Origin of the sequence: Neorhizobium sp. BETTINA12A (genome assembly GCF_023006485.1) — a bacterium.
GTDB lineage: Bacteria > Pseudomonadota > Alphaproteobacteria > Rhizobiales > Rhizobiaceae > Neorhizobium.
On the sequence record NZ_JALBGW010000014.1, the window covers coordinates 53,946 to 75,537 of the forward strand.

At 56.4% G+C, this 21,592-nt stretch carries 21 protein-coding genes and 2 pseudogenes; 11 read left to right on the forward strand and 12 right to left on the reverse strand.

Translation table 11 applies throughout. The features are described 5' to 3' along the window. Positions 1 to 91: 91 nt before the first annotated feature. From MOV61_RS06585 to MOV61_RS06595, 3 genes and pseudogenes are all read left to right on the forward strand, one after another. Positions 92 to 226: pseudogene (locus MOV61_RS06585) on the forward strand (DUF2267 domain-containing protein); the annotation flags it as partial. A 14-nt stretch (positions 227 to 240) separates the two neighbouring features. Next, positions 241 to 705: a YbhB/YbcL family Raf kinase inhibitor-like protein gene (locus tag MOV61_RS06590; protein ID WP_247136006.1), complete on the forward strand. Its 465-nt coding sequence runs from the start codon at positions 241 to 243 to the stop codon at positions 703 to 705. Positions 706 to 722: 17 nt separating this feature from the next. Beyond that, positions 723 to 1,148 carry a CBS domain-containing protein gene (locus MOV61_RS06595; RefSeq protein ID WP_038543186.1) on the forward strand — a complete coding sequence of 142 codons (426 nt, stop codon included), beginning with the start codon at positions 723 to 725 and terminating at the stop codon, positions 1,146 to 1,148. Between the two features lie 97 nt (positions 1,149 to 1,245). Here MOV61_RS06595 and MOV61_RS06600 read toward each other — a convergent pair whose 3' ends face one another. Then, positions 1,246 to 2,136 carry a LysR family transcriptional regulator gene (locus MOV61_RS06600; protein WP_247136007.1) on the reverse strand — a complete coding sequence of 297 codons (891 nt, stop codon included), beginning with the start codon at positions 2,134 to 2,136 and terminating at the stop codon, positions 1,246 to 1,248. Positions 2,137 to 2,243: 107 nt separating this feature from the next. On the opposite strand from MOV61_RS06600, the gene MOV61_RS06605 reads away from it, so the two are divergent. After that, entirely contained in the window at positions 2,244 to 3,104 is an 861-nt protein-coding gene (locus tag MOV61_RS06605) for an SDR family oxidoreductase (protein WP_247136008.1), read from the forward strand. A 640-nt stretch (positions 3,105 to 3,744) separates the two neighbouring features. Here the strand turns inward: MOV61_RS06605 and MOV61_RS06610 are convergent. Continuing rightward, positions 3,745 to 4,728: an aldose epimerase family protein gene (locus tag MOV61_RS06610; RefSeq protein WP_247136009.1), complete on the reverse strand. Its 984-nt coding sequence runs from the start codon at positions 4,726 to 4,728 to the stop codon at positions 3,745 to 3,747. A gap of 62 nt (positions 4,729 to 4,790) precedes the next feature. After that, positions 4,791 to 5,618: a GNAT family N-acetyltransferase gene (locus MOV61_RS06615; RefSeq protein ID WP_247136010.1), complete on the reverse strand. Its 828-nt coding sequence runs from the start codon at positions 5,616 to 5,618 to the stop codon at positions 4,791 to 4,793. A 181-nt stretch (positions 5,619 to 5,799) separates the two neighbouring features. Between MOV61_RS06615 and MOV61_RS06620 the strand changes: the two genes are divergently transcribed. From MOV61_RS06620 to MOV61_RS06635, 4 genes are all read left to right on the forward strand, one after another. Continuing rightward, positions 5,800 to 7,386, forward strand: a complete 1,587-nt coding sequence (locus tag MOV61_RS06620; RefSeq protein ID WP_247136011.1) for a phenylacetate--CoA ligase family protein — start codon at positions 5,800 to 5,802, stop codon at positions 7,384 to 7,386. 159 nt (positions 7,387 to 7,545) lie between these two features. Continuing rightward, positions 7,546 to 7,749, forward strand: coding sequence for a hypothetical protein (locus tag MOV61_RS06625; RefSeq protein ID WP_247136012.1), 204 nt, complete (start codon positions 7,546 to 7,548; stop codon positions 7,747 to 7,749). A 259-nt stretch (positions 7,750 to 8,008) separates the two neighbouring features. Beyond that, positions 8,009 to 8,203 (forward strand): hypothetical protein, encoded by a 195-nt coding sequence (locus tag MOV61_RS06630; protein WP_247136013.1) that lies wholly within the window; start codon positions 8,009 to 8,011, stop codon positions 8,201 to 8,203. 95 nt (positions 8,204 to 8,298) lie between these two features. Then, complete coding sequence (locus MOV61_RS06635; protein WP_247136014.1) at positions 8,299 to 9,051, forward strand: class I SAM-dependent methyltransferase; 753 nt, start codon at positions 8,299 to 8,301, stop codon at positions 9,049 to 9,051. Between the two features lie 115 nt (positions 9,052 to 9,166). On the opposite strand, the gene MOV61_RS06640 is transcribed toward MOV61_RS06635, so the two are convergent. The 8 genes from MOV61_RS06640 to MOV61_RS06675 form a co-directional block, all read right to left on the reverse strand. Next, a complete protein-coding gene (locus tag MOV61_RS06640; protein WP_247136015.1) occupies positions 9,167 to 10,387 on the reverse strand; it encodes a radical SAM protein in 1,221 nt (406 codons plus the stop codon). 26 nt (positions 10,388 to 10,413) lie between these two features. Continuing rightward, the gene (locus MOV61_RS30420) at positions 10,414 to 11,829 is read right to left on the reverse strand and encodes a glycosyltransferase (RefSeq protein WP_247136016.1); all 1,416 of its coding nucleotides are present in this window, start codon (positions 11,827 to 11,829) and stop codon (positions 10,414 to 10,416) included. A 298-nt stretch (positions 11,830 to 12,127) separates the two neighbouring features. Beyond that, on the reverse strand, positions 12,128 to 12,847 hold the full coding sequence (locus MOV61_RS06650) for an AraC family ligand binding domain-containing protein (RefSeq protein ID WP_247136017.1): 720 nt from the start codon (positions 12,845 to 12,847) through the stop codon (positions 12,128 to 12,130). 292 nt (positions 12,848 to 13,139) lie between these two features. Further along, complete coding sequence (locus MOV61_RS06655; protein ID WP_247136018.1) at positions 13,140 to 14,261, reverse strand: SIS domain-containing protein; 1,122 nt, start codon at positions 14,259 to 14,261, stop codon at positions 13,140 to 13,142. Further along, positions 14,254 to 15,075, reverse strand: a complete 822-nt coding sequence (locus tag MOV61_RS06660) for a BtpA/SgcQ family protein (RefSeq protein ID WP_247136019.1) — start codon at positions 15,073 to 15,075, stop codon at positions 14,254 to 14,256. The genes MOV61_RS06655 and MOV61_RS06660 overlap by 8 nt, the downstream gene beginning before the upstream one ends. Beyond that, the gene (locus tag MOV61_RS06665) at positions 15,072 to 16,052 is read right to left on the reverse strand and encodes an NAD-dependent epimerase/dehydratase family protein (protein ID WP_247136020.1); all 981 of its coding nucleotides are present in this window, start codon (positions 16,050 to 16,052) and stop codon (positions 15,072 to 15,074) included. Before MOV61_RS06665 ends, MOV61_RS06660 begins: the two co-directional genes overlap by 4 nt. A 5-nt stretch (positions 16,053 to 16,057) precedes the next feature. After that, positions 16,058 to 17,647: a pyridoxal phosphate-dependent aminotransferase gene (locus MOV61_RS06670; RefSeq protein WP_247136021.1), complete on the reverse strand. Its 1,590-nt coding sequence runs from the start codon at positions 17,645 to 17,647 to the stop codon at positions 16,058 to 16,060. 28 nt (positions 17,648 to 17,675) lie between these two features. After that, a complete protein-coding gene (locus tag MOV61_RS06675; protein ID WP_247136022.1) occupies positions 17,676 to 18,533 on the reverse strand; it encodes a TauD/TfdA family dioxygenase in 858 nt (285 codons plus the stop codon). A 144-nt stretch (positions 18,534 to 18,677) separates the two neighbouring features. Here MOV61_RS06675 and MOV61_RS06680 point away from each other — a divergent pair, with 144 nt between their 5' ends. After that, positions 18,678 to 18,911, forward strand: a complete 234-nt coding sequence (locus MOV61_RS06680) for an acyl carrier protein (protein ID WP_247136023.1) — start codon at positions 18,678 to 18,680, stop codon at positions 18,909 to 18,911. 22 nt (positions 18,912 to 18,933) lie between these two features. Next, a complete protein-coding gene (locus MOV61_RS06685) occupies positions 18,934 to 20,508 on the forward strand; it encodes a class I adenylate-forming enzyme family protein (RefSeq protein ID WP_247136024.1) in 1,575 nt (524 codons plus the stop codon). Here MOV61_RS06685 and MOV61_RS06690 read toward each other — a convergent pair. Then, positions 20,483 to 21,016, reverse strand: coding sequence for a hypothetical protein (locus MOV61_RS06690; RefSeq protein WP_247136025.1), 534 nt, complete (start codon positions 21,014 to 21,016; stop codon positions 20,483 to 20,485). The genes MOV61_RS06685 and MOV61_RS06690 overlap by 26 nt on opposite strands. Positions 21,017 to 21,406: 390 nt before the next feature. Between MOV61_RS06690 and MOV61_RS06695 the strand changes: the two are divergent. Further along, positions 21,407 to 21,592: pseudogene (locus tag MOV61_RS06695) on the forward strand (hypothetical protein); the annotation flags it as partial.

The window sequence follows — 21,592 nt, forward strand, 5'->3', positions numbered from 1 at the left end:
ACCCGCGCCGGGCAATTTAACGACAGCCTCCGGAACATCTGTCGTCCTGAGTGGTTTGGGGGATTCGAACCATCATCATGGAGGTGAAACCATGAGTGCTTCGGGTATAGCCGTTTTCGACAAGACGTTGCAAACCACCCATATATGGCTGGACGATCTGATGGCCGATCAGGGACCTGACCGGCATCTCGCCTGGCATGTGGTGGGGGCGGCTCGTCACACGCTCGGGAGGATCGACCAATGACCATGACCCTCACCAGCCCCGCTTTCGCCGAAGGCGAACGCTTGCCGGACAAGTATACCCGCCTTGGGGGAAACCTGATGCCGCCCTTGAAATGGGGCGGTGCGCCCGAGGAGGTTAAAAGCTTCGCGCTGATCGTGGAGGACCCGGACGCACCGAACGGGATCTTCCGCCATTGCGGTGTCTTCAATATTCCCAAGGACTGGAACCGGCTGGGCCAGAGCGCGGATACGGCGCCCGGCGGCGGTCCGCGTTTCTCCGAGAACGACTTCGGCAACGCCCGTTACGACGGCCCGCAGCCGCCGAAAGGCCACGGCCTGCACCATTACCGGTTCCGTCTTGCCGCACTCGACGTCCCAAACCTCAAGGTGCCGGATCCCGCTGGGGTGGAGGCGATGTGGAACGAGGCGCGCCACCACATCCTCTCGGAGACCAGTCTCACCGGAACATTCGACGTCCACTAAACGAACGAGGAAAGACCATGAAAGTGTCAGAGATCATGTCGCGCGATGTCGAGATCGCCAGTCCCCACCAGACCGTCGCCGAAATCGCCAGGTGCATGGCCGACAGGCAGATCGGCTTTTTGCCCGTCGGTGACAACGACAAGCTCGTTGGAACGGTCACGGACCGGGATCTGGTCATCCGCGGGCTTGCCGACGGGCTTGGAGGCGATGCCAAGATCCGGGAGGTGATGACGCGTGACGTAAAGTACTGTTTCGAAGACGATGATGTCGACGACGTGGCGCGCAACATGGGCAAGGTTCAGGTCCGCCGTCTTCCCGTCGTCAACCGCGACAAACGCCTGACGGGGGTCATCTCGCTCGGTGATGCCGCCCTGGCGGACACCGCCGCCGCGGGAGCTGGATTGAAGAAGGTCTCCCGTCCGGGCGGCGCTCACGCGCACTGACAAGGAACGCAGAATCGGCGTAGCGCATCGGGACTAAACCGGCAGCCGCAGGTCCTCCGCGCTCGCCTTTGCCGGCTCTCAAAAGCGTGTTTTGTCGTCACCTGCCGATATAGGCCGCCAGTTCGTCCGGCGTCCCATTTGGAAAGACCTGTTTTAGAAAGTCCAAGAACGCCGATACTCGTGCGCTGAGCAGGCGCCGAGACGGGTAGAGAGTCCATAGAGCGATCTCGGGACCGTCGATATCCCCCCAATGTACCAGTGTGCCGTCAGCCAGGTCGTGGCTCACCAACGAAATGGGAAGACGTGCTGCACCGACGCCGGCTCGCACCGCGTCCCGGATCGTGATGAGCGTAGACAAAGTGAGCACCGGCTCGATTCTAATCGTCGAGCGGCCACCGGGTGTCTTCACCTGCCATGTTTGCGGTTCGCCTGGGCCGCGTGCAACGGCGGGAGCAGGGTGGTCTCGGTTCGGGCGGGGTAGAGCGGGGCTCGCCACCACAACCAGCCGGTCGCGGAGAAATGCTCGTCCGACCAGGCTTTCATCCGGATCTGGATTGACCCGGATGACCAGATCGTAGCCTTCCTCGATCATGTCCACAGGCCGGTCCTCACTCGTCACCTCAAGCCTCACCTCCGGATACTTAAGGGCAAAGCCCGCGGCGATCCTTCCCATTGCGGTCTGCGAAAAATGTAAAGGTGCGCTGATCCGCAATCTCCCTTTGGGTCTCTGACCGCCCGAGGCAATCGCCGAAGCCGTCTCGTCCAGTTCTGCGAGCAACGCCCCCGTCCGCTCGAAAAGCGCCCGTCCTTCTTCGGTGAGCTTCAGGTTACGCACACCCCGTTCAAACAGCCGCAGATCGAGACCGCTTTCCAGCTCGGCGACACGCCGCGAGAGGGTCGCCTTCGGCCGGCCGGTGGCCCTTGCCGCTTTGCCGAAGCCGCCATGGCGGGCAACGAGATTAAAATCGGCAAGCGCGACGAGATCCATTGCTGTTCCACCTGTGAGACAGTGTGTCCAAATTGCCGGTCTATCGGGTCATCAATGAACCACACATATTCGGGGTGTCAAGCAATACCAACCCGGAGATAAATCCCATGACCATTCTTGTTACCGGCGCTACAGGCAATATCGGCCGCCAAGTCGTCGAACACCTCGTCGAGCGCGGCGCCGATGTACGTGCTCTTGTCCGCGACCCATCGAAAGCGGTTTTCCCGGCGGGCGTCAGCGTCGTGCAGGGCGACTTCCTCGACATCGACTCATTGCGCAACGCCATGTCCGGCGTGTCTACCCTGTTCCTCCTCAACGCAGTGGTACCGGACGAATTCACCCAGGCTTTGATCGCGCTCAACGTCGCCCGATCGGCGGGCGTCGAACGCATCGTCTATCTGTCGGTGATCCACGCCGACGTTTATGTGAACGTGCCGCATTTCGCGGGCAAGTTCGGTGTCGAGCGAATGATCGAGCAGATGGGTTTCAAGGCGACGATCTTGCGACCAGCCTATTTCATGCAGAACGATCTGATGGTCAAAGATGTCATCACCGGCTACGGCGCCTACACAATGCCGATCGGCGCCAAGGGCCTCGCCATGATCGACACCCGTGACATCGCTGAAATCGCCGCCCTTGAACTGCTGCGCCGCGAACAAGCCGCAGGACCGCTGGCGCTCGACCGGATCAACCTCGTCGGCCCAGAGACGCTCACCGGAACGGACATCGCCGCCATCTGGTCAGACGTGCTCGCCCGCCCGATCAGCTACGGCGGCGACGATACCGAGGGCTTTGAGCAGAACCTCAAGCAGTTCGTGCCCGCCTGGATGGCCTACGACATGCGCCTGATGGGCGAGCGTTTCCTGACCGACGGCATGCTGCCAGAGGCCGGCGACGTCGAGCGCCTGACGGCACTCCTTGGCCGCCCGCTCCGCCGATATCGCGACTTCGCCTCGGAAATGGGCTGAGAGCTTCGCGCTCTCCCCATTCTGGGAAGATTTCGGAAATCGCAAAAGCCCCAATTTTGCGACATCGTAAAAATGGGTCGTATAACCGTCGTTCCGATCGGGGCTTTTGCGGATCCTCACATCTTGAAAGCCTCGGCCAAAAGCTTCGTTCCTCTGTCGGCTTCCCGCTCCGACAGTCCGGAAAAACCGAACATCAATCGCGGCGTATCGGTTGATGCGACATTCATTTGCGTCGTCATCTTCAGCGGATCATTGCCGGCAACTCGGGTGGCCGTCTGTTAAAAGTCTCCGTCTCGTGATAAGTCAGGCCATCCCGCATAACTCGCACGCGTGCCATGTAGCTGACGCTGCCATCTTTTCGCGCGCGGGGTAGTAGCGCCATGATCGACTGGACGGATAAGATCTATTTTCTTTAGATATAACAATACAGTAGGCGAAATCTCATGTACCGAGTACCAGGTTTTTCTGAATGGAACAGCGCATTCTGAAAAAGTGATGCGTGAAGGGAGATCGGGACATTATCGAAGACGATGAGCGTGACGGGGAGGGCAGCCACATTCCGGTTCAGTTAACCTGACATCACCCTTCGTCGCTTCACGATTTACCGCCAAACGACATATCGATTGCTTCGTGCGGGATATCAAGCCGACGAAAAGGTATAGACCGTCCTATGACGATAGATCTGGCCGGGATCGATGCGTGCCGAAGGAAAATCGGCTCTATTTGGAGCATCAGGCAAGGCTGTCGATTGCAGGCACACGCCATTGCGACGATTTGGAAGATGGTCGCCGGTGTAGACGGCCAATCCTGGTTGATCTGTCTGCATCAACAGTTTTCGCCCACTCGCCAGATCAGAAAGCTCGACGGCCCAGGCGGAATTCTCCAGGACGAAACAGTTGTCGAGAACGTTCTCTCCCAATTTGCGCGCCGATCTGAAATCGAGCCCCTGCCTCGTCACGCAAACAGGAGGACCAGGGAGCGGAATGAAATCTGGCCCACAGGCAATCAGCCGATCGGCGTTCACCTGCAAGGCGTGTTCATTAATGTGCCCCCCGCCAGCCAGATTCCAGAACGCGTGACAGGTGAGGCTCACGATCGTTGGGGCGCTTACAGTCGCCGAATGGGCGATTACCAGTCGACCTGCTTGGTCGATTTCATAAGTCGTTTCAGCCTCTATCGATCCGGGATAGCCCTGATCGCCATCGGGGCGCGTCAGCCTTAGACGCAATCGGATTGTGTCTGCGTTGTTTTCTATGTCAGCGTCCCAGACAAATCGGTCAAATCCGATCTTGCCACCGTGAAAATGATGCTCGCCAATATTGCATTCGACAGCATATTCCTGCCCGCAAAGGACAAACTTCCCGAAGGCAATACAACGGGCGAATCGACCAATGACCGACCCTATTAAGGCATTCGTGGCAGGATTTTCGTAAGCGGCCAAGTCCGGCAACCGAAGGCAAACATTGCACATGTTTCCGTGCTTGTCCGGCACTTCTACGGCAACAAGCGTTGCCCCGAGCGTCCAAACTTCCACATTTATAGCCCCTGCCTTTTGCAAGCGAAATGCTTCTACCGCTCGCGGCGTGTTTGATGTGTAGCCGACGTGACGCCGAGAGATTTCCATGCCGTCAACTCCGCGATCTGTTTCGAGCGCACGAATTTTGTCACCAATCGTCCTCAGCCCGATTAGTAGATGAATTTGTATCGCAGTCCGTCGCCGACCGGCCGATATCCGAGTTTGGAAAAAACATGATTTGATATCGGATTGTCGGTGTCAGTGTAGAGAATGCACCTTTGTCCTGCCTTCACATGTCTATCCGTCAGCATGCCAATGCATGCCGATGCGAACCCGTGACCTCGATATTGCGGCGGTGTATAGGCGACTTGAACACGGATGACATCGCAGACTGGCTGAGATATCCCGGCGACCGAGACAGGCCCTGCGTCATTGTACCAGAGCCAGTAGCGCCCGGAGGCGAGTCTCTGGTCTATTATACTGTTGTAATCGTGTGGTATTTCCTGGATTTCTTTGAAAAAGCCGGCCATCATTTCCAAGATCACGTGTCGGTCGTGCGCTGCCGCCTGCCGTAATTCACCCGAGACAGGCTTTCTTTTAGGACGATCAGTCGCCTCCATAATGCGCAACGCTTCGACAGGCCGCGCGCCGACGCCTGTCAGCGCGACCCATTCGCTTGCAAATTTAGCGGTCGTTGCCGACGGGCCGCGAACCGCCGCCAGGCTCACCCCGAACGACGAGATGTATTGTGCCATTGCCCTCGTCGTGCTGTCGGACATAGCAATGAGATTGATGTCGAAATCGAGTGGCGATTGAAACGCCACACCACACACGTCCGTGCCCTGGCGCATCACCCAGGCACGCATTGGCCGGTGATCTTCGCGTCTTTCGCTGATGAGTGTGAGTATGACATTATTTGCGACCGGCTCGGCTTCCAGAAACGCGCCTGCAACATCGAGTGTTCCTTCCGCCGTTTCGCAAAAAGTCCCGTCCAGCATTTCGTCTAATCCTATCGACCAGCGGAGTAATTGAACCCCACAGTGAATGGGGCCGGCGTCATTACAACCTATAGCATGTGTTGCCTTCACCTGGAAACGGTGGCTGCACGAGCAATGATCGAAAAGCGCTCACGGCCATTGCTCAGATGGATCTGCCACGCCAGTGTTGAGCGTATCGTCTATGAACTACGGCGCTCCCCAAAACGCATTCCAGCGCATGATGGCCCCTCAGGACTGGCGTTCTGCAAGATTAATTCCCGCCTTGCGCGGCACCTTGCCGAACGACCAGCCGGCCGACAAATCAGCGATTGACGCTGGCCAACAGGGTTATGGCGTTGACACCGCTCGCACCGCTCTTCTAAGTTGTCTCCATCTCCCCACCCGTGGTGGCGCCGACATGGTTTCTCGACTGCTGATTGCCAAATTTCTCGAGGCTCATCCCGAGTTTAACTTCGACCTGTTGGAGCATATCGAGGCGTCGCAGGTGATTTTCGACGCGCGGGCTACATTCGATGAAGCATGTCGGGCAGATGAAGGACTCGGCGACGTCTGTACGCTCTGGAAAAGCCGACGCGATGATATTCGCGCGGCGGTGGAAGGAATCCCGGCCTATTCTGCGATCGATTGGACGCTGGACAAGTTTCAGGATTGCCTGCCCTTCATCGACAAATCGCATCTGCGCACGAATCCGGATCAATTCCTCAGCCCTCGTTTTGACCGCGCCAAGCTCTGGTCGCGCGAGACATCGGGAACGAGTGGCCCCCCAGTGACGCTATTCTATGCGCCGGATTTTTTTGCGGGATTTCAATATTTCTCCGCCTGCAAGGTGGCGTTTCGGGCGGGCTTACTTACTCCATCGGTGCTGGAGCGCCCCATCTGCTGCCTGATGGTGCTCGACAACCGCTATCTTCGTGATCGGGTATGGCTCGACCCTTCCGGCTATTCAGGTATGACATTACGCGTCGTTATCGATGAAGGGGATGCCAAAGCGGCGGACCGTCTCCTCGATCTGGTTATTCGCCACAATCCAGCCATTCTTAGTCTTGGGCCAAGCACTCTCTCGGCAGTCATTGCGCAGCTTGGCAAGCGCGCCCGCATCTTGGCAGATTATTTGGTGCTCATTATCAGTGGTGGCTCGAATCTCGATGACACCTTGCGGATCATCGTCGACGAGACCACGGGTGTCCCCGTCATCAACGCCTATGGCATGACTGAGATCGGGGAAATCGCTTCGGATTGCAGTCTGCACCGCGGTCTGCACGTACAGGAAGCAACGATCATCGCCGAGGTGATGGACGACAATGGGCGCTTGGCGTCCACAGGGCACGGTGAACTGGTCGTTTCAAGTATCATGAACCGCGCAATGCCGTTGTTGCGGTATAAAACCGGCGACCGGGTTGAAATCATCGATGAGCCTTGCCGTTGTGGCAGGTCCGGGCGCCGCATCAATTCGTTGATCGGCCGCCAGGTTCGCCCATTTCGCTTTGCCGATGGTAGTTTCTATTCGCCGACCCATCTGAACGTCTTGTTCCGGAGGTTTCCGGTGCGTGAATTCCAGGTCACCCAGCAGTCAATACAGAAGCTGGTGGTCGGCGTGGAATTTTTCGACGGAACCCTCGACAGGACCGCTTGCCTCCGCGCCATCCATTTGGAAGTCACCGCATCTGTGAAAGCGTTGATCGATGTCGAAGTCATCGAAGAGCAATTTGCTGCAAACTCGAAATTTCAGCGATATCGGTCAGAAGCCGATGCGAGTGGCATTTTCTGATGGCGAATTCGACAACCCGCGCAAGGAGACGCCTTGGAACAGCCATGGAAGCATCGAACCGCATAGGTTTATTTATTATCGGCAATACAACCAATTGTAATTCTCGCGACGGCATGCTTAAATCTTTTCGTTACACGTCACCGAGCGTAGGAGGTTCACATGGATGAGTCTAATATCGCCACCGCAGAACGTAAGCTCGTAGAGTCAATCGCAAAGCGAATCGGGGTCGAAGAGACCTCGGTCAAGAAAGTCCTCGACCACTTGGGTCTCAACAGTGCTCTTAGCAACCGGGTTGCCACCGGTGGTAAGCTGGAGCTGGGCGAGGTAAATCTACGAATTGCTGCCGGTCAGGTACTTCGATAGGCCGAGTTACAAACCGGCTTGCCACATTTAAAATACAGATGACCTCACACCGGTTCAATTTCCGGCGGAGAATTGGTCCACATTAAAGTGTTGGCCAAAAAGCCGCGGGAGACATAATCCGTTGTGCCCGATTATATACCTACAGGGTGCTCCGAATATCGGACGGACACTCTGCGAGAAAGCATTGCATCAGCATTCTGCCGCCGCTGGGTATGCCCCAGCCGCTTGTCATTCTCACCCAACATAAAAGGAGCAAATCATGACTTCAGCATCTAAAGATCTGGTACACGCAAAGTCCCAGGAGATCGTCGGCGAAATCGCCAAGAATACGGGTGTCTCTCACGCAGATGTCGCCAAAGTGTTGGACCATCTGGGATTCAGCGCCGCTTTGACAAACCGCCTGAATGTGACATCGGACAATATTCGCATCGCTGCTGGGCAGCTTATGCAATAAAACTCTTCGTTTAGTTATTACGATTGCGTTGATCGGGCGACGGCTTGTTTTCTCGATCAACGCACTTCAGCGATGCCAGATGACAGGCAAGGAACGTGTACGGCAACGGATTCGCGGCGCTCTATGAATCACATTTCAATCATTGGATCCGGAGCTTTGCCCCCGAACTGGCCAGCTATCTGCTAGCGCAACTGGAGCCTGGTCGGCGCGTTCTCGATCTGTGTTGCGGAACTGGTGAAACCGCACGGAGCCTATGTTCGGTCGGCTGGCGCGTTATTGGCGTAGACCGATCGACCGATATGCTGGCTATCGCTGCCGACAAACTCAGAAGCGAACTCAAAGAGGGCCGAGCGGAGCTATTTGAGGGGGACGCGGAACGCTTCCAGTTATCGCACAAGGCAGACGCCTGTGTCTGTATCGATGGCGCACTCAATCATTTGCCGACCCTCGAAGCCCTCCAAAGCTGCTTTTACAACGTAAGCCAATCCATCGTCGATGGAGCGCTTTTCGTTTTTGACCTGCTCGAGGCCGATCATTTCAGTCAGTGGGCGAATTCGGTGACGATGGTTGATGACAAGGATGTCATGTATGTCCGCCGTGGTTCGTGGGACCCTCAGCACAATGTCGCGCGTCTTCAGATATCGGGTGTTCTTGGGCCGGGGCCAGTAGGCTGGCGCATCCGAGAAACCCTGATCAGCCGCACGTTTACACACGCGGAGGTGACCGACGCCTTGACTATGGCTGGACTTGTCGAAGTGACTTGCACCCTGGAGGATCGGAGGGCGACAGGTCGAACGGTACGCTGCGCCGTGAAACCATCCAACTTGGAATCCACGGCTGCAGATTGATCCAATCGGGCCGATCTCCGTTCTAGGATGATGTAGCGTTTGTGAGCAGCAACGCCATTGCGATGCAACACATGCATCCTATCGCAAACCGGGTTCAGTCTCGGCGGTCAATCCATCAAATGGTGGGACTTGTCGGCAATTCCAGCGCAGCGTCGATCTGGATAGCAGCTTCGATCTTCGGAGTCGTGTAGTCCCGCCCATTGCAATAACGACAGGCCAGGAGCGGTGTATCTCGCACGTATAGCTGCTTGATTTCATTCCTCAACCGCACAATGTCTTTCACATTTTCCACATCGACGAAATCGGCTGAATCTTGCGGTATCGCGCCGAGATTTGTGGCATTTGCCGAAAATGGACAACGGTAAAGGCGTCCATTCAATAGCGTCAGCACATCGTTCACGCAGCAGTTTGAGAACTGGAATTCGAGCGCCTCGTGTGACCGATCAACGTGTTTGATCCGGCCTGAGTCGGTCCAGGCGGGCGTCTTCACCAGATAGGCGATGGACTGGTTCTTCAGGGCGTCGATCAGATCGGCAAGCTTGCGGGAATGCTTGCCATAATCGGTAATATTGACGGTAACCCGACGATCAGCCAGGGCTTCAAGAGCGGGCGCTCGCGGAACAATCGTTCCGTTTGTATAGACGACGATGTGGCTGAAATTCTTATATTCGCTGACTTTGTCGATAACGCTCCCGAAGTTCCGATTTACAAGAGGCTCTCCCCCCAATACGCGAATTTCATCGACCCGATCCGCAGCCGACATTATACGGTCCAAACACTCGAAGAGCATATCGAGATCGGAGTGCTTGGGAGTTTTATAGTATTGCATGAGATTAGAGCAATCGACGCATTTCATGCTGCAGGCTTCGGTGATCACGATATCGATGTACTTCAGCGTCAAGCGATCACGTGCACCATAGAGCTTGTCATACTCGCGTTTGTGCCAGGATATTTTTCGGTATATCTCGAGTTTGTGAACATTGAAGTCGGCACAAGAAAAATCCGCGTCCGAAAACAGATCCGAACAGCTATAAATTTCTTCAAATCCGATCTCGCGAAGCGAGCAAGCGACCACGGAAATGTAGTTGTTGCAAACAAGGATGATCGATCTTCGATCGAAATCAGCCAGCGCTTCCGGTGCGATCACAGGCACCCCATGGTGTGAAGTACCCTGTTTCAGCCGGTTCGAATCGCAAAATGCGTTAACACTCAGGCCTTTCTGCTGAAGAGCGTGGAGCGTAATCTTGCCGAGATCTCCCGCACCGTAAAGGACCAGCGGCAATGTCGCATCCGACCCTCGCAGTTCTCGCAGCGAATCCATACTGATTGTGCGCATGACGACCTCCTTGAGTGCCACTGGAGCTAACCTTGACTGCGATGGGACTGAGCAAGCGCAGTCACCAGCCCAGCTGCGGCTCGCGGCCCATCGATCATCCGCATCTCGTCGGCAAGCTTTAAGCATGCCATTTTCGGACCATCGCTATCCAAAACGGCGCGAAGCGCGCAGCGCATCGTTGCGACATCGCACTGCTGCAATGGATTCTCGACGTCCCAAAAGACGACCGCAGCACCGTGGCGCGCCGCGACTTTTGCGTTGAAAATCTGATCGCCAACGCCGGGCAGCGAAATCATCGGCACGCCGGCAAGAATACTCTCCGCCTGCGAGCTCGCGCCATGATGCGTAATGAACGCGTCTGCATTTCCCTGCAGAAGTCTCCGAAGCGGCAGGACTCGCTTGATGATTGCGTTGGAGGATAGCGCCAGGCCGGAAAGGGGAAACTTGGGGCCGACTGCAGCAACCAGAAGCCCCTGTTCTTTCTGGACGGCTTCCGCGACCACGTCGAGGCTTTTGCGCAGAAAAGCTTCCCCTGTCGGCTGCCCTCCGACCGGCGTGTCATAGCGGAAGTCGGTTATGACCGTGCCGAGCGAAAAGACGATGATCTTCTTGCCGGCGGCGCGTGCCTGCTCCAGCTTTGTAAAGGGGAATGGATCGTTCCTTGCTTCTTCGTCATCGCGGCACAAGGTCTTGATCACCTCATGCGCCAAGTGTTCCTGTCCGAGACACGGGCCAATACAAGCCTCTCGGCCCTTCACACTGCGAAATAGCTGGTGAAGCATGGGCTGACTGGACGGGTCTATTGGCACGGACATGCGCTCGATTGCCGCAATCATCGACAGATCCGGGGAGGGAAACAGCACGGGGAGGAAACCACGCTCCCGAAAATTGAAACGAAACCTCTCGAAATAGTCAGCATTCGCGGCAAGAAGATCGTGCCGTTCCCATGAATATTTGCGTACAAAATCATCGCCAAGCGTTCCGTAGCCGGCCATGGTGACAAGCGCCGCAGACGGGACGCCGCACATATGGGCACCTAATGCGCCGAGCACAGCAAACGGGTCGTATAGAACGATGTCTGGGGCAAACTGCGTCAATCTCTGCATCGTCAATTCAGCATCAGAAAGAGGGTTTACGAAACTTTTCCACGCGAGATCATTTTTGCCTTCCCCATGGTCGCGGAGAGTGATCTCGAATTCAGCCGACTGCTGCAGGAAAAGCTTAGCGACCCGGCTTGATCCAAAGCCGCGAACAACGGAGACTTCCGGATGGTTGGCGAGTGCGTGGCAGACAGCCAACATCGGAGTCAGGTGCCCGATTGCATCAATTGGTACGATCGCTACCTTCATTGCATTCGACATGGCCAAAAAAATACGCTGACGGAGGGTGCGGCCGAAGCCGAAAAAAACTGTCTGCCATCGATGTCCATGAACCTGAATCACGAAGATCCGTCGTCAGTTGCCATAAAGCTTCGCCCTGGCGACGACCAAAGACCCTTCTGCTCACGTGCCGATCGACGGTTTCTTCATCGCCCCTGCCGACGGGAATCCGCTCAGAAACTGGTATGGTGGATTTGAGGCCCGCCTGAGCAATGGTCCGGAGCGAGTTACAAGTCCATAAACCGCATTAAATTCGAGACGACCACCAACAACACGTTGATTCTAATTGAATTTCATGATTCGATGTTTGATCTGAGAGCGTTCCGATAACCGGTATCAAAGCTCAGATTCATCCCACTCTTTAGACGATTTCCGTCGTTCGTATCCCGTCCAGATGTCGCGCCGAGACTCCATTGACGATCGTCCGGTTTAGCATCGGATGCTCATCATGCGTCGGGCCGAAGTCGCTATCGGGATGAAACACCGTCAAGCTCATGCCCTGCGTCCCATCGGTGGAGAAGGCATGAATTGCATCCGGATACAGAATAAACATTTTCCCTGGACTGAGTGTCTCAGTGCCCTCGGCGGTGTGGCACACGCCACTTCCTTTATGGATCAGCCCCGCGCGAATGGAAGGGTGCGTGTGCTTGGTCTGATCTATCCCGGTCGGGAAGTGCAGAAAGTTAAAGCAGGGATCGCCGCGTAGGGGCGGCGATATGAGTAAGGTATCAGAGCATCCGTCAATATATTTGAGACGGCCGCGCTCTTCAACCGGCCCACCGACAGAGGCAAGTCCGATATATCCGATCCGCAGAACCCCATAGCCGGTGCCGGACCCCGTCAGTGAGAGCTGGCTCTCCACCGGAATGGAAAAATGCTGCATGGCCCCGACGCGATACGTCCTGCCATCGGACACTATTTCCTTCTCGCCAGTCCAGACAAATCCAAACAGCGTACCCGGCCCACGCAACAACAAATCGGGCTCGCCAGCACGAAAGCCATAGACCTGTGATGGAAATTCCGTATCGGAGAAGTCGGACATAAGCCCATGTGATAAATCACGGATCAAAGCGGTCGACATCTTCCAAACTTTCCGTTCAAGTACTTGGAGTATGCGTCAAGGCACTGCTTATACGCCTACCTGAGAAGGCGCAGCCAATTGCGAACTATGATTGAATAGCAACGCGACAACTACTTTATAGTGCAGGCTTCTAACGTCGTCAACCAACTCTTTCAGCCGACGTGGCGATGCTGAATTGATTCGAAACGCCGTTTGACCGCTCGACCAGTTCAGGGGCGGAAAGGGACCATTTGGGTGTCTCTTCTGGTCATATTCGCGAACAAAACTTCTTCGATTTGCCCTTTCTCACAAGTCAGGAATAAGCGGCCGACTTCATATAAGCAGCCAGATCCGCAGCGATCTCAGGACTATCTGCCCGGAATGGCAAGCATCCCAGCAGCAGAGCTTCGTGTGCAGCCATCTGCGTGAACACGGGATGGCAAACAAATGGTGCAAGAAATTCGAATGGCGGCGGCGACAAATCCAATGCGACCGTGGCATGCTGGCGGATTGCGGTTTCGGCGCTGCAGGTCAGCACGAAGACGCGCCGCCCGATACCGCGCGCATGGCAACAGGCTGCTTCCGCTTCTTCGAGGGTCGCGCCCGGTGGTGCAATGACGGCGACCGGCAAGTCCCTTGGCCTTGCGAAGCGCTCGATATGCCATGCCTCTTCAAGATCCTGTCCTGTGGCATAGAGGCCCGACGCTTCTACCCGTTTGGCAGCAGCGTAACGTGCTGTCGCGAGATGCTGTCCTGCAGCGAGAAAGAACATTGCGGGGAAATCAGCGGTTTCCTGTGCGATCCCAGCCATGACCGGTTTCGTTGCCTCAATGGTTTCGCCCAGCGCCTTTGCGACATCCCGCATCGTACTCGGCCATTCATCCACATCACGTGACGACGACCGGCCCGCAAAAAATCCGAGACAGACAGCCAAAAGGAAGAGTCCAACAAGACTCGCCTGATATGTTCTTATCCCCGGACCAACCACAGCGTCTGGAAGCGGTATCAACAGCGTTTCGCTTGCCAAAGCCGCCATCTTCGAATTTTCTCGCCCGACAATCGCCAGCGTGAGTGCTCCAGCGGCATTTGCCTTTTCGAGTGCCTGACAAACCGCAGGTGTGCCGCCCGAAGCCGAAATCCCGATTACCAGTTGCCGTCGTAGCCCTGATTTGGCATGAAGATCGGCGATCAGACGGCGGGGTCCCATAACGTCCAAGGGCTGCATTGCAAGTCGGGCAAACGCCGGTGCTGCCGCAAAAGCAGCCTGCAGCGAGTCGCCGCACCCCGTAACGGTGACCTTTTCAAAGCGAGTGCGAAGGAGACTCCGGGAATTCGATAAAAGCGCGGCCAATGTCGCATCGACGAGGATGGGCAAATCGGTTTGCAGTTTGTCGATCTGGTCCAGCATGCCATCGGCACCGGTTACACTACCCATGGCCATTGCCTCTCGCCGTTGTGAGATAGGCTCTGACGCGTTCCTCCTCGATAGCTCCCGCCCACTCTTGTCCCTGCAAGCATGTGCCAACGAGAGCGCCGTCTGCATGAGCCAACAGCCTAGCGGCATTTGCGTGATCGGTATGGCCCGAAAGCATTATCGGTAAATTGGGGCAGGCAATTCGCACCTCCCCAGCCAGAGCGGCAACAACGGCTTCATCCGGGTCACCTAGGCAAACCGCATCTGCCCCCGCTTCCTTGGCCCATCGCGCTATTCGAGCAACAGTTGGCGTACCGCCCGTCCAGCTAAAATGCTGTGTTCGAATGTCTGCCACAATCGCAATATCTTCGGCTGCAATTGATTTTCGATAGGCGATCGTGCGTTGCGGGTCGCCTTGTAACAGACCCCACTGGGTCGCCGTCGCGCCGATGAAAGCCGTGGCGCGAACGAAATCGGCGCCTACGATTTTTGCAACAGCGATCGATGCGTCAATAGCATTGCTCATGATCTGTACGCCAACGACGAAGTCGGCGCGTGTCGCTTCAACCACCGCCGAAGCGATCATTGTGAGCGCCGACACGCGGGCGGGATCGCAGCCATTATCCGTTGGATAGACGCGATCCACGGTCTGGACCAAGCATCCATCAGCTCCGCCGTGATCGAGGGCAAGGGCATCGCGAACAGCAGCTTCCTTCATCGCCGTAAAGCTTCCCTCCACGAAGAAGGGCGTCCCCGGTAACGGTGGCAAATGCACCATACCAATGATGGATTTCTGACCCCGCACGCAAAACGGGTTGGTTTGCTTCGTCTTCATATTGCATCCTGCAAGCGATGAGGGGTGGCGGCAACTGTCCTGCGCAGCGCTTCATCAAGGTCCACCACTTCGGCAAAACCCAACTCAGCTCTGATACGCGTGCTATCTAGCAGCGTGTTTACCGAAAAATCAGCATCTCGCGGCAGTTCGTCGATGGGCATTATCGCGGCAGGATCATCGTCGGGCACGATCGTAATCCGCCCTGACCATCCGGCTGCGCGACCAATGCGCTCGACCCATTCCGCCTCCGGCAGGTCACCGGCATCGGCGACATTGTAAACCTGGCCGACGGCGCCGTGACTGGCCACATGCGCGATAGCGCTGGCGACATTCTCCACATATCCGCGAGCGTTCTTCCAGCCCGCGACGCTTTCCGACAGGAAAAGCTCCTTGATGCCACTTTGCATGAGACGGATATATATTTGGACTCGCCCGTCCGGATCTCCCGGACCGAAGACCATTGGTAGACGCGCAACGCTTGCGGTTATGCCGGGGTGCGACAGGTAGGCGTTTTCGGCTGGAATCTTGTCATAGTCATCCAGCCATCGACGCGGGTCCGTCGCCGAGCGTAAAATGCTTTGACGGTAGGGGAACAATCGGGTCCTGAGCGGCCCATCCTCCGTGACTGGATCGATGCCGACTGGTCCCGCCTCGATCCTCAGCAACTGACCATACTGACGGTAAACGCTTGCGCTGCTGATCATTGCCACGCGTCCGGAGAACGGAGCGATCATCGCGAGTGCTTTTGTGGCGGAGTCCTTGCACTGAGCTATCATATCAATCACAAGATTCGGCTCAGCATCCAAGAAATATTTGCGCATCGTCGGCAAGTCATCGCGGCTACAATGGACATGTCGCGTTGGACCTGCGGCAGACCCTACGTGATTTCTGTGAAACAAGGTGATGTCCCGCGCGCCGAAGGCCCGTACCACCTGCGACCCGATAAATCCCGTTCCACCGAGAATAACGATCGACATTCAGGTCAGCTCCGACGCATATCGGACGCGAACATCGCGAGCCGCTCGCTTGCCATCTTCAAGTCGCTCCGCTTGCGTGATGTGGTTACGCGGAGTGCGTTCATATCGTAACCGAAGGTCAAGACGGACGGAAACAACGATACGTTTGCTTCCGAAAGCAAATTGCGAAAAGCAACATAAGGATCGTCCCACCAGGGCGCAGCCAAAGTGGCGTTGATTGACTGTGCTGGATGCAGGACGTCGAAGCCGCTGCTTTGCAGCGATTCGAGAATTTCGGCGCGATTGTCCAGGAGACTGCTCGCGCGAACGTTGCGCTCGGCGCGATAAGAGCGAAAGGCGGCAGCAAGCGCTTCACCCGTCAATCCATAGCCCGGATCGAACTCGCTCAATTCAGCAGAACCGGGATCGTCCACCCCCTCCAGCAACCACCTTTCCATTCGGGTGACGACTTCGATCAGCGTATAAAACAGCGATGGCGGACCACCATAGCTGGTAGACGCATATTCGTAGAAATCGGATATGATCGCGGCGTCTGCCACAATCCATCCAATCTTCATTCCCGGAGCAGACCATGTTTTCGACATGCTGGAGATTCGCACAACATTGGCCGCCGCTCGCTCGCAGGTGCGCAGCCCGCAGCTTCCAAGAAATTCGTGACACTCATCCAGCAGAATCATTGTCGTCGGCGATGCTTTGGCGATGAGTTCGCGGATATCATTCTCGTCCACAACGGCACCGGTCGGATTGGCAACGGTTTGCAACAAGACGAGTGGTGTCGCAGGGGTAAGCGCGTCAAGCAGCGGCCGCAGACTGACGCGCCCATTTTGCGAGATCAGGGGGACTTGCTGGACATGGTGCCGGCGCGCGATCGATTCGATCAAAGGAGGATAGTTTGGAATGGGACAAAGTGCCGGAGCACTCGGAACCTTCTGCCCCGTCAGCAGCAGATCTGCGAGGACGCTGACAGCTGCGGTTCCACCCATTGTTATGGCTATATTCTCTGCCGTGTAGCGAACATTTGATATTCTGGCGGTCTCATAGGCTGCGATCGCATCCCTTGCGGACAATCGACCACGCGAATCCGAATAACCATACCAGTCACGTTTCAGGGCAAAACGCAGTGCAGCCTTGGCGGCCTCTGGCAGGCCAAAACTCTCTTCGCAAACGGAACCGGAGGAGAGGATGACCGTGTCGTTCGAACGGAAGCGGCCATAAAGGTCGTCGCGAAAAAACGAATTGAAAAGCTCTTTGACGAAGCGGATGGCTGCCCGTGAGTTTAGGATCTCCTCGGCAGACCAGTTGCGTCTTCGGCGCCGTTCAAGCCAAAGGATCGCGCGTCGATCGCTGGCCTCTCCACGCAGCGCTTCGCATTCCACGCGTCCCAAATAGAGATCACGCAATTCTAAGGCATCGTCGGGATCAGAAACGCATTCGAAGAGTTCGATCGTGCGTTCTCCGACGGTGGGAAGAAAGTACGGCAATGTAGACGCTTGAGGAGAGGCTTTACGCGGCACGCCGTACGCGCTGGGCCATGCACCAGGCTTCGCTGGCAGGTCCGAGAACAGCCCCTCGAGGTCAACAGGAAAAAAATTCATCTGCGCCGACCCTTAAGAAGCACGAGATCTAAAGTATGCGTAATCGTATAAGATGGCGCGTTTGGTTCCCCGGCATGGTTGGACCACTCGTCCGGCCATGGAAAAAACGGCAATTATCAATGACAACCATTAATCCCCGGCGCCAGCATACGCCCGACATGAGATCTCTGCGGTACATCGAATGAAGTAGCAGCCTCAAGGCGGCGCCAACCTCGCTGGCGCTCGCCTTGCCCTCGGTTGTCCAGTCCAGCGCGGCAGCACGAAAATCGCGGAATGAGAAGGCCAGACCGTTTGTCGTCGGTCGCGCAAGCATCGGTCCGTTTATGCAGTGGCGGTAGCGCGTCTCCATTAAGATCTGCAGGATCGGTTCCGGGAGTTGTGCCGCCACGGCCTCCATCGGAACGACGACCGTCTGCGCTCGATCGGGATTATCGCCAGGCTCAAGACAGAGAAGCGTGATGTAGCGGGGCTGATCATTCAGCGGCCGCGAACTGCATTCCGAATGGAGGGTGAGATAGTCTGAGGAAAACGGCTGCAACGTTGGGTCCGCGCCGTGACCAAAGCGACTGATCAAGTTCAAGATCACCGCCTGCTCCACGAACGGCGCGACCGTGGGATCAGTTTCCGACATAAGAGTCCCGAGCTGTTCGCCGAGCTGACGAAATTGGTCCCGGGATGGCGGCTCCCGAAACTGAACGTGTGCTAGACCGTACGTGTCGAGCTGCTCCTTCAACGGATCGAAAACGTCCGCCACGGTGAGGACCGTGTCCACCTCCAAAGCGGAGACCGGAATTTCAGGTAAGACATCGTCTCCAGCTAACAGTGATAAGCGTGCCAAGACATGAGGATCGTCACTGCGTTCTTCGAAACGGCCGTCCAGCATCATACTTACCTCTAGAGCGCTAAAATTCCCCAAGCCAAAGACAATTTGTCTGAAATTTTATCGCGCTTATTCCGCTTGCATCAACAGGACTTCAACCTCTAGTATTGCCTATCGTCGTCGTCCGATCAAGTACAGAAGCGCGTAAAAATGCATGATACAACTAGCGAGGTATTGCGCATTCTCACGGCGCTTGGCGTGAGTTCCAGTCCCTTGGAGCCGAATACCGAGCTTACTCAGCTCGGAATCGACTCTCTCAAGTTCATCGATATCGTGCTCGGAATTGAGAAGCATTTCGGCATCACCTTCTCGAGCGAGACAATGGTGCCGGAGAGTTTTAGGTCTCCATCGACAATCGCCGCATCCGTCGAAAAGCATAGGTAGTTCTATCCGCGGGGCCTTGAGAATGACTGATGGGGATCATGAAAACTCGCGACGAGAGCACCAGAGCCTTGGCGCTGCCGCCACCCGGCCGCTGATTCCTGATGTCATGATCCGCCAGGCTCAAACCCGGGGAAGTTCACCCTACCTGACGGCGATCGATCCTCGTGGAGCGAAGACGACCATTACCTTCGCGCAGCTGGATCGCGTATCGGCAGACCTCGCGGGCTGGCTGGCTCGGCATCATGGCGTCCGGCCTGGAAGTGTAGTGGCACTATGCCCGATCAATTGCATCGAATCGGTTGTTGCAACGTTCGCATTGATGCGTTCCGGCGCGGTCACTCTGATGCTCAATCCGGCAGATCCTCCAAATCGACATGCACTGCAAATTGAAGCCGTGAGCGCAAACCTGCTGCTCCGTTCTCCGTCTCTGGACAACAGCGTTCTGCCGGACGCCTTGAACTTGCCGTTCCTTGACGAAATCGACAGCCATCCCTTTCTCCAGCCCGTCTTGCAACCGTGGAACGACACTTTCCTGATTGGTACTTCCGGGTCTACGGCAGCATCAAAGATTGTCAGGCAGACGCATGGTAACGCTGCCGCGAACGCCAGGGATGTTATTGCCCACCACCGAATGCAAGCGGGGGAGACGTTTCTGGGTTGCCTGCCGATTCATCACGTAAACGGATTGCATTTCACGCTCCTGGCTACACTTTTGGCCGGCTGCCATGCCAACCTGCTGCAGGGGTTTGATCCTATCCGCTATCCGTTGATCCTTGCAGCTGTACGGCCTCGCATCGCGAGCGTGGTGCCAAGCATCCTCGATGCCCTGACCACGGTGTGGCGCGACCGTTCTTTGCCTGACGGGTTCGATTACTTCGTCAGCGCGGCGGCAGCACTGACCTCAGACACCGCCCGAGCCGTTTACGAAACGATCGGAGCCCGCATCGTACAAGGTTACGGCCTGTCGGAAACAACGAATTTCTCCTGCACGATGCCTCCGCACCTTTCCTCTTCTGAGTATCGAGAGCTAATGTTCGAAACCCGAATTCCTCCGGTTGGGATCGCGGTTTGCAACGAGATTGCCATTGTCGACGATGCTGGCCGATCGTGTCCAGACGGTACCGCCGGAGAGCTGATGATGCGCGGACCGAACGTGACGCCCGGCTATTACGGCAACGGTCAAGCGACGCAAGAAGCCTTCCGCAATGGGTGGTTTCATTCGGGTGATCTTGGATACACAGTCCGCAGCCCCGATGGAAAGCCGTTGTTCGTATTGACCGGGCGCAGCAAGAACATCGCAAAGGTGCGTGGAGAATCCGTATCCCTGGATGAAATGGATCGTGAATTGCGAAGGGTGCCGGGCGTTCGCGACGCAGCCTGTATTTCCCGCCCTGACAAGCGGACCGGAGAGGCGATTGTGGCTGCAGTCGTCTGCGATCTCGATATGTTGGATGATCGCCTCATTGATCATCTGCGATCGGTCTTTTCACCCACCGTACTTCCGAGCGAATATGTGAGAGTTTCGCAAATCCCGCGCACGCCGACCGGAAAGGTCCTACGCCCGGGCTTGGCTAAACAGCTGCTCGGCCAGGTCTGATGCGAACCTCAAGATAGACACGGTTATCCGAGGGCAAGACCGCGTTCGGGTTCTGGACCTCAAATCCCATTGATATAAGCAAGCTTAGGGTTCGTGTGAGATGGGGATTGGCTTCGCTGCGAAGCGCATCCGCTCGCCCATCACGGGCGACTTCGATCGCATGCCGTAATGCGTTGATCCCGGGAACTGAGCCTAAGGTCCTTGCGCAGTCAGGTTCAATTGCGAGCCGTTGAAGATAGAGGGGGTGGCTTGCGAATTGGAATGGCGCGTCGTTGAGTACGAAAGGCGGCGTCTCTGTAAGGGCATACATAGCGATGGCGTCCGCCCCCTTGCGCAAAAGACGCACGCAACCGGTTTTCACAAGGAAATGCGTACGCTCTTCGTTGCGCTGCGGCGCAGGCGCCGCATTCGTTGCCTGCGCAAGGTCGCTAACCCTGAGCAGCTCATGCACCTCGTTCGGGTCTTGTGCAATTTCCCAACGCCATTCAGGCGCAAACGTGGCTGTCATGGGGCTCTCAGTGAAAGTGAAATCATGGAAAACCTTCGTCTTGATACCTTCATCGAAATTTCTTCGCGCATAAAGCCCGATAAATTCTATTTCTTACGCCCTGCGAAGCGCCAGCACGGCATTTAGCCCACCATTGGCGAAAGAGTTGCTGAGGGCCGCTTCATACGCCTCCTTTCACCGTCCTCCAATATACCTGTCACAAGCTCACATTTTTGTTGTTGGCGTCACAAAACGGTTGCACGAGGTAGGTTGTGTGACGTTGGGAGGCGTCATGTTTTTGACGGCAAGTTGATTCGCTTCGAGGGGGCTCATGCGTAGCAGTCGGTTGGTTTCGCGGCTTTTGCCGCCACGGTATCGCTTTGCGTTTTTTCCGGTGGTCTAACCGGAGCGGTGGTTGTTGACGGGCTGCTGGGGCGTGGGGCGCTTGCGGCCGAGCAGGGTTTGAGGCCGAGCGGCTTTGGCACTGGCGGTGCTGGTCTTGGTGGCGGGACCGTTGGCCGGACGGGAACCGGGCAGTCAACTGCGGGTGGAACGGCGGACCAGGCTGGCGGCGGTTCGGGTGCCGAGGCGCTCGAG

Coding starts and splice junctions, on each gene's coding strand:
- MOV61_RS06595 (WP_038543186.1), top strand. CDS start 723: ATGAAAGTGTCAGAGATCATGTCGCGCGATGTCGAGATCGCCAGTCCC.
- MOV61_RS06615 (WP_247136010.1), bottom strand. CDS start 5,618: ATGCTGGACGGGACTTTTTGCGAAACGGCGGAAGGAACACTCGATGTT.
- MOV61_RS06690 (WP_247136025.1), bottom strand. CDS start 21,016: ATGACAGCCACGTTTGCGCCTGAATGGCGTTGGGAAATTGCACAAGAC.
- MOV61_RS06625 (WP_247136012.1), top strand. CDS start 7,546: ATGGATGAGTCTAATATCGCCACCGCAGAACGTAAGCTCGTAGAGTCA.
- MOV61_RS06610 (WP_247136009.1), bottom strand. CDS start 4,728: ATGGAAATCTCTCGGCGTCACGTCGGCTACACATCAAACACGCCGCGA.
- MOV61_RS06620 (WP_247136011.1), top strand. CDS start 5,800: ATGAACTACGGCGCTCCCCAAAACGCATTCCAGCGCATGATGGCCCCT.
- MOV61_RS06630 (WP_247136013.1), top strand. CDS start 8,009: ATGACTTCAGCATCTAAAGATCTGGTACACGCAAAGTCCCAGGAGATC.
- MOV61_RS06605 (WP_247136008.1), top strand. CDS start 2,244: ATGACCATTCTTGTTACCGGCGCTACAGGCAATATCGGCCGCCAAGTC.
- MOV61_RS06665 (WP_247136020.1), bottom strand. CDS start 16,052: ATGTCGATCGTTATTCTCGGTGGAACGGGATTTATCGGGTCGCAGGTG.
- MOV61_RS06675 (WP_247136022.1), bottom strand. CDS start 18,533: ATGATGCTGGACGGCCGTTTCGAAGAACGCAGTGACGATCCTCATGTC.
- MOV61_RS06640 (WP_247136015.1), bottom strand. CDS start 10,387: ATGCGCACAATCAGTATGGATTCGCTGCGAGAACTGCGAGGGTCGGAT.
- MOV61_RS06660 (WP_247136019.1), bottom strand. CDS start 15,075: ATGAAGACGAAGCAAACCAACCCGTTTTGCGTGCGGGGTCAGAAATCC.
- MOV61_RS06680 (WP_247136023.1), top strand. CDS start 18,678: ATGCATGATACAACTAGCGAGGTATTGCGCATTCTCACGGCGCTTGGC.
- MOV61_RS06685 (WP_247136024.1), top strand. CDS start 18,934: ATGACTGATGGGGATCATGAAAACTCGCGACGAGAGCACCAGAGCCTT.
- MOV61_RS06600 (WP_247136007.1), bottom strand. CDS start 2,136: ATGGATCTCGTCGCGCTTGCCGATTTTAATCTCGTTGCCCGCCATGGC.
- MOV61_RS06650 (WP_247136017.1), bottom strand. CDS start 12,847: ATGTCGACCGCTTTGATCCGTGATTTATCACATGGGCTTATGTCCGAC.
- MOV61_RS06590 (WP_247136006.1), top strand. CDS start 241: ATGACCATGACCCTCACCAGCCCCGCTTTCGCCGAAGGCGAACGCTTG.
- MOV61_RS06670 (WP_247136021.1), bottom strand. CDS start 17,647: ATGAATTTTTTTCCTGTTGACCTCGAGGGGCTGTTCTCGGACCTGCCA.
- MOV61_RS06655 (WP_247136018.1), bottom strand. CDS start 14,261: ATGGGTAGTGTAACCGGTGCCGATGGCATGCTGGACCAGATCGACAAA.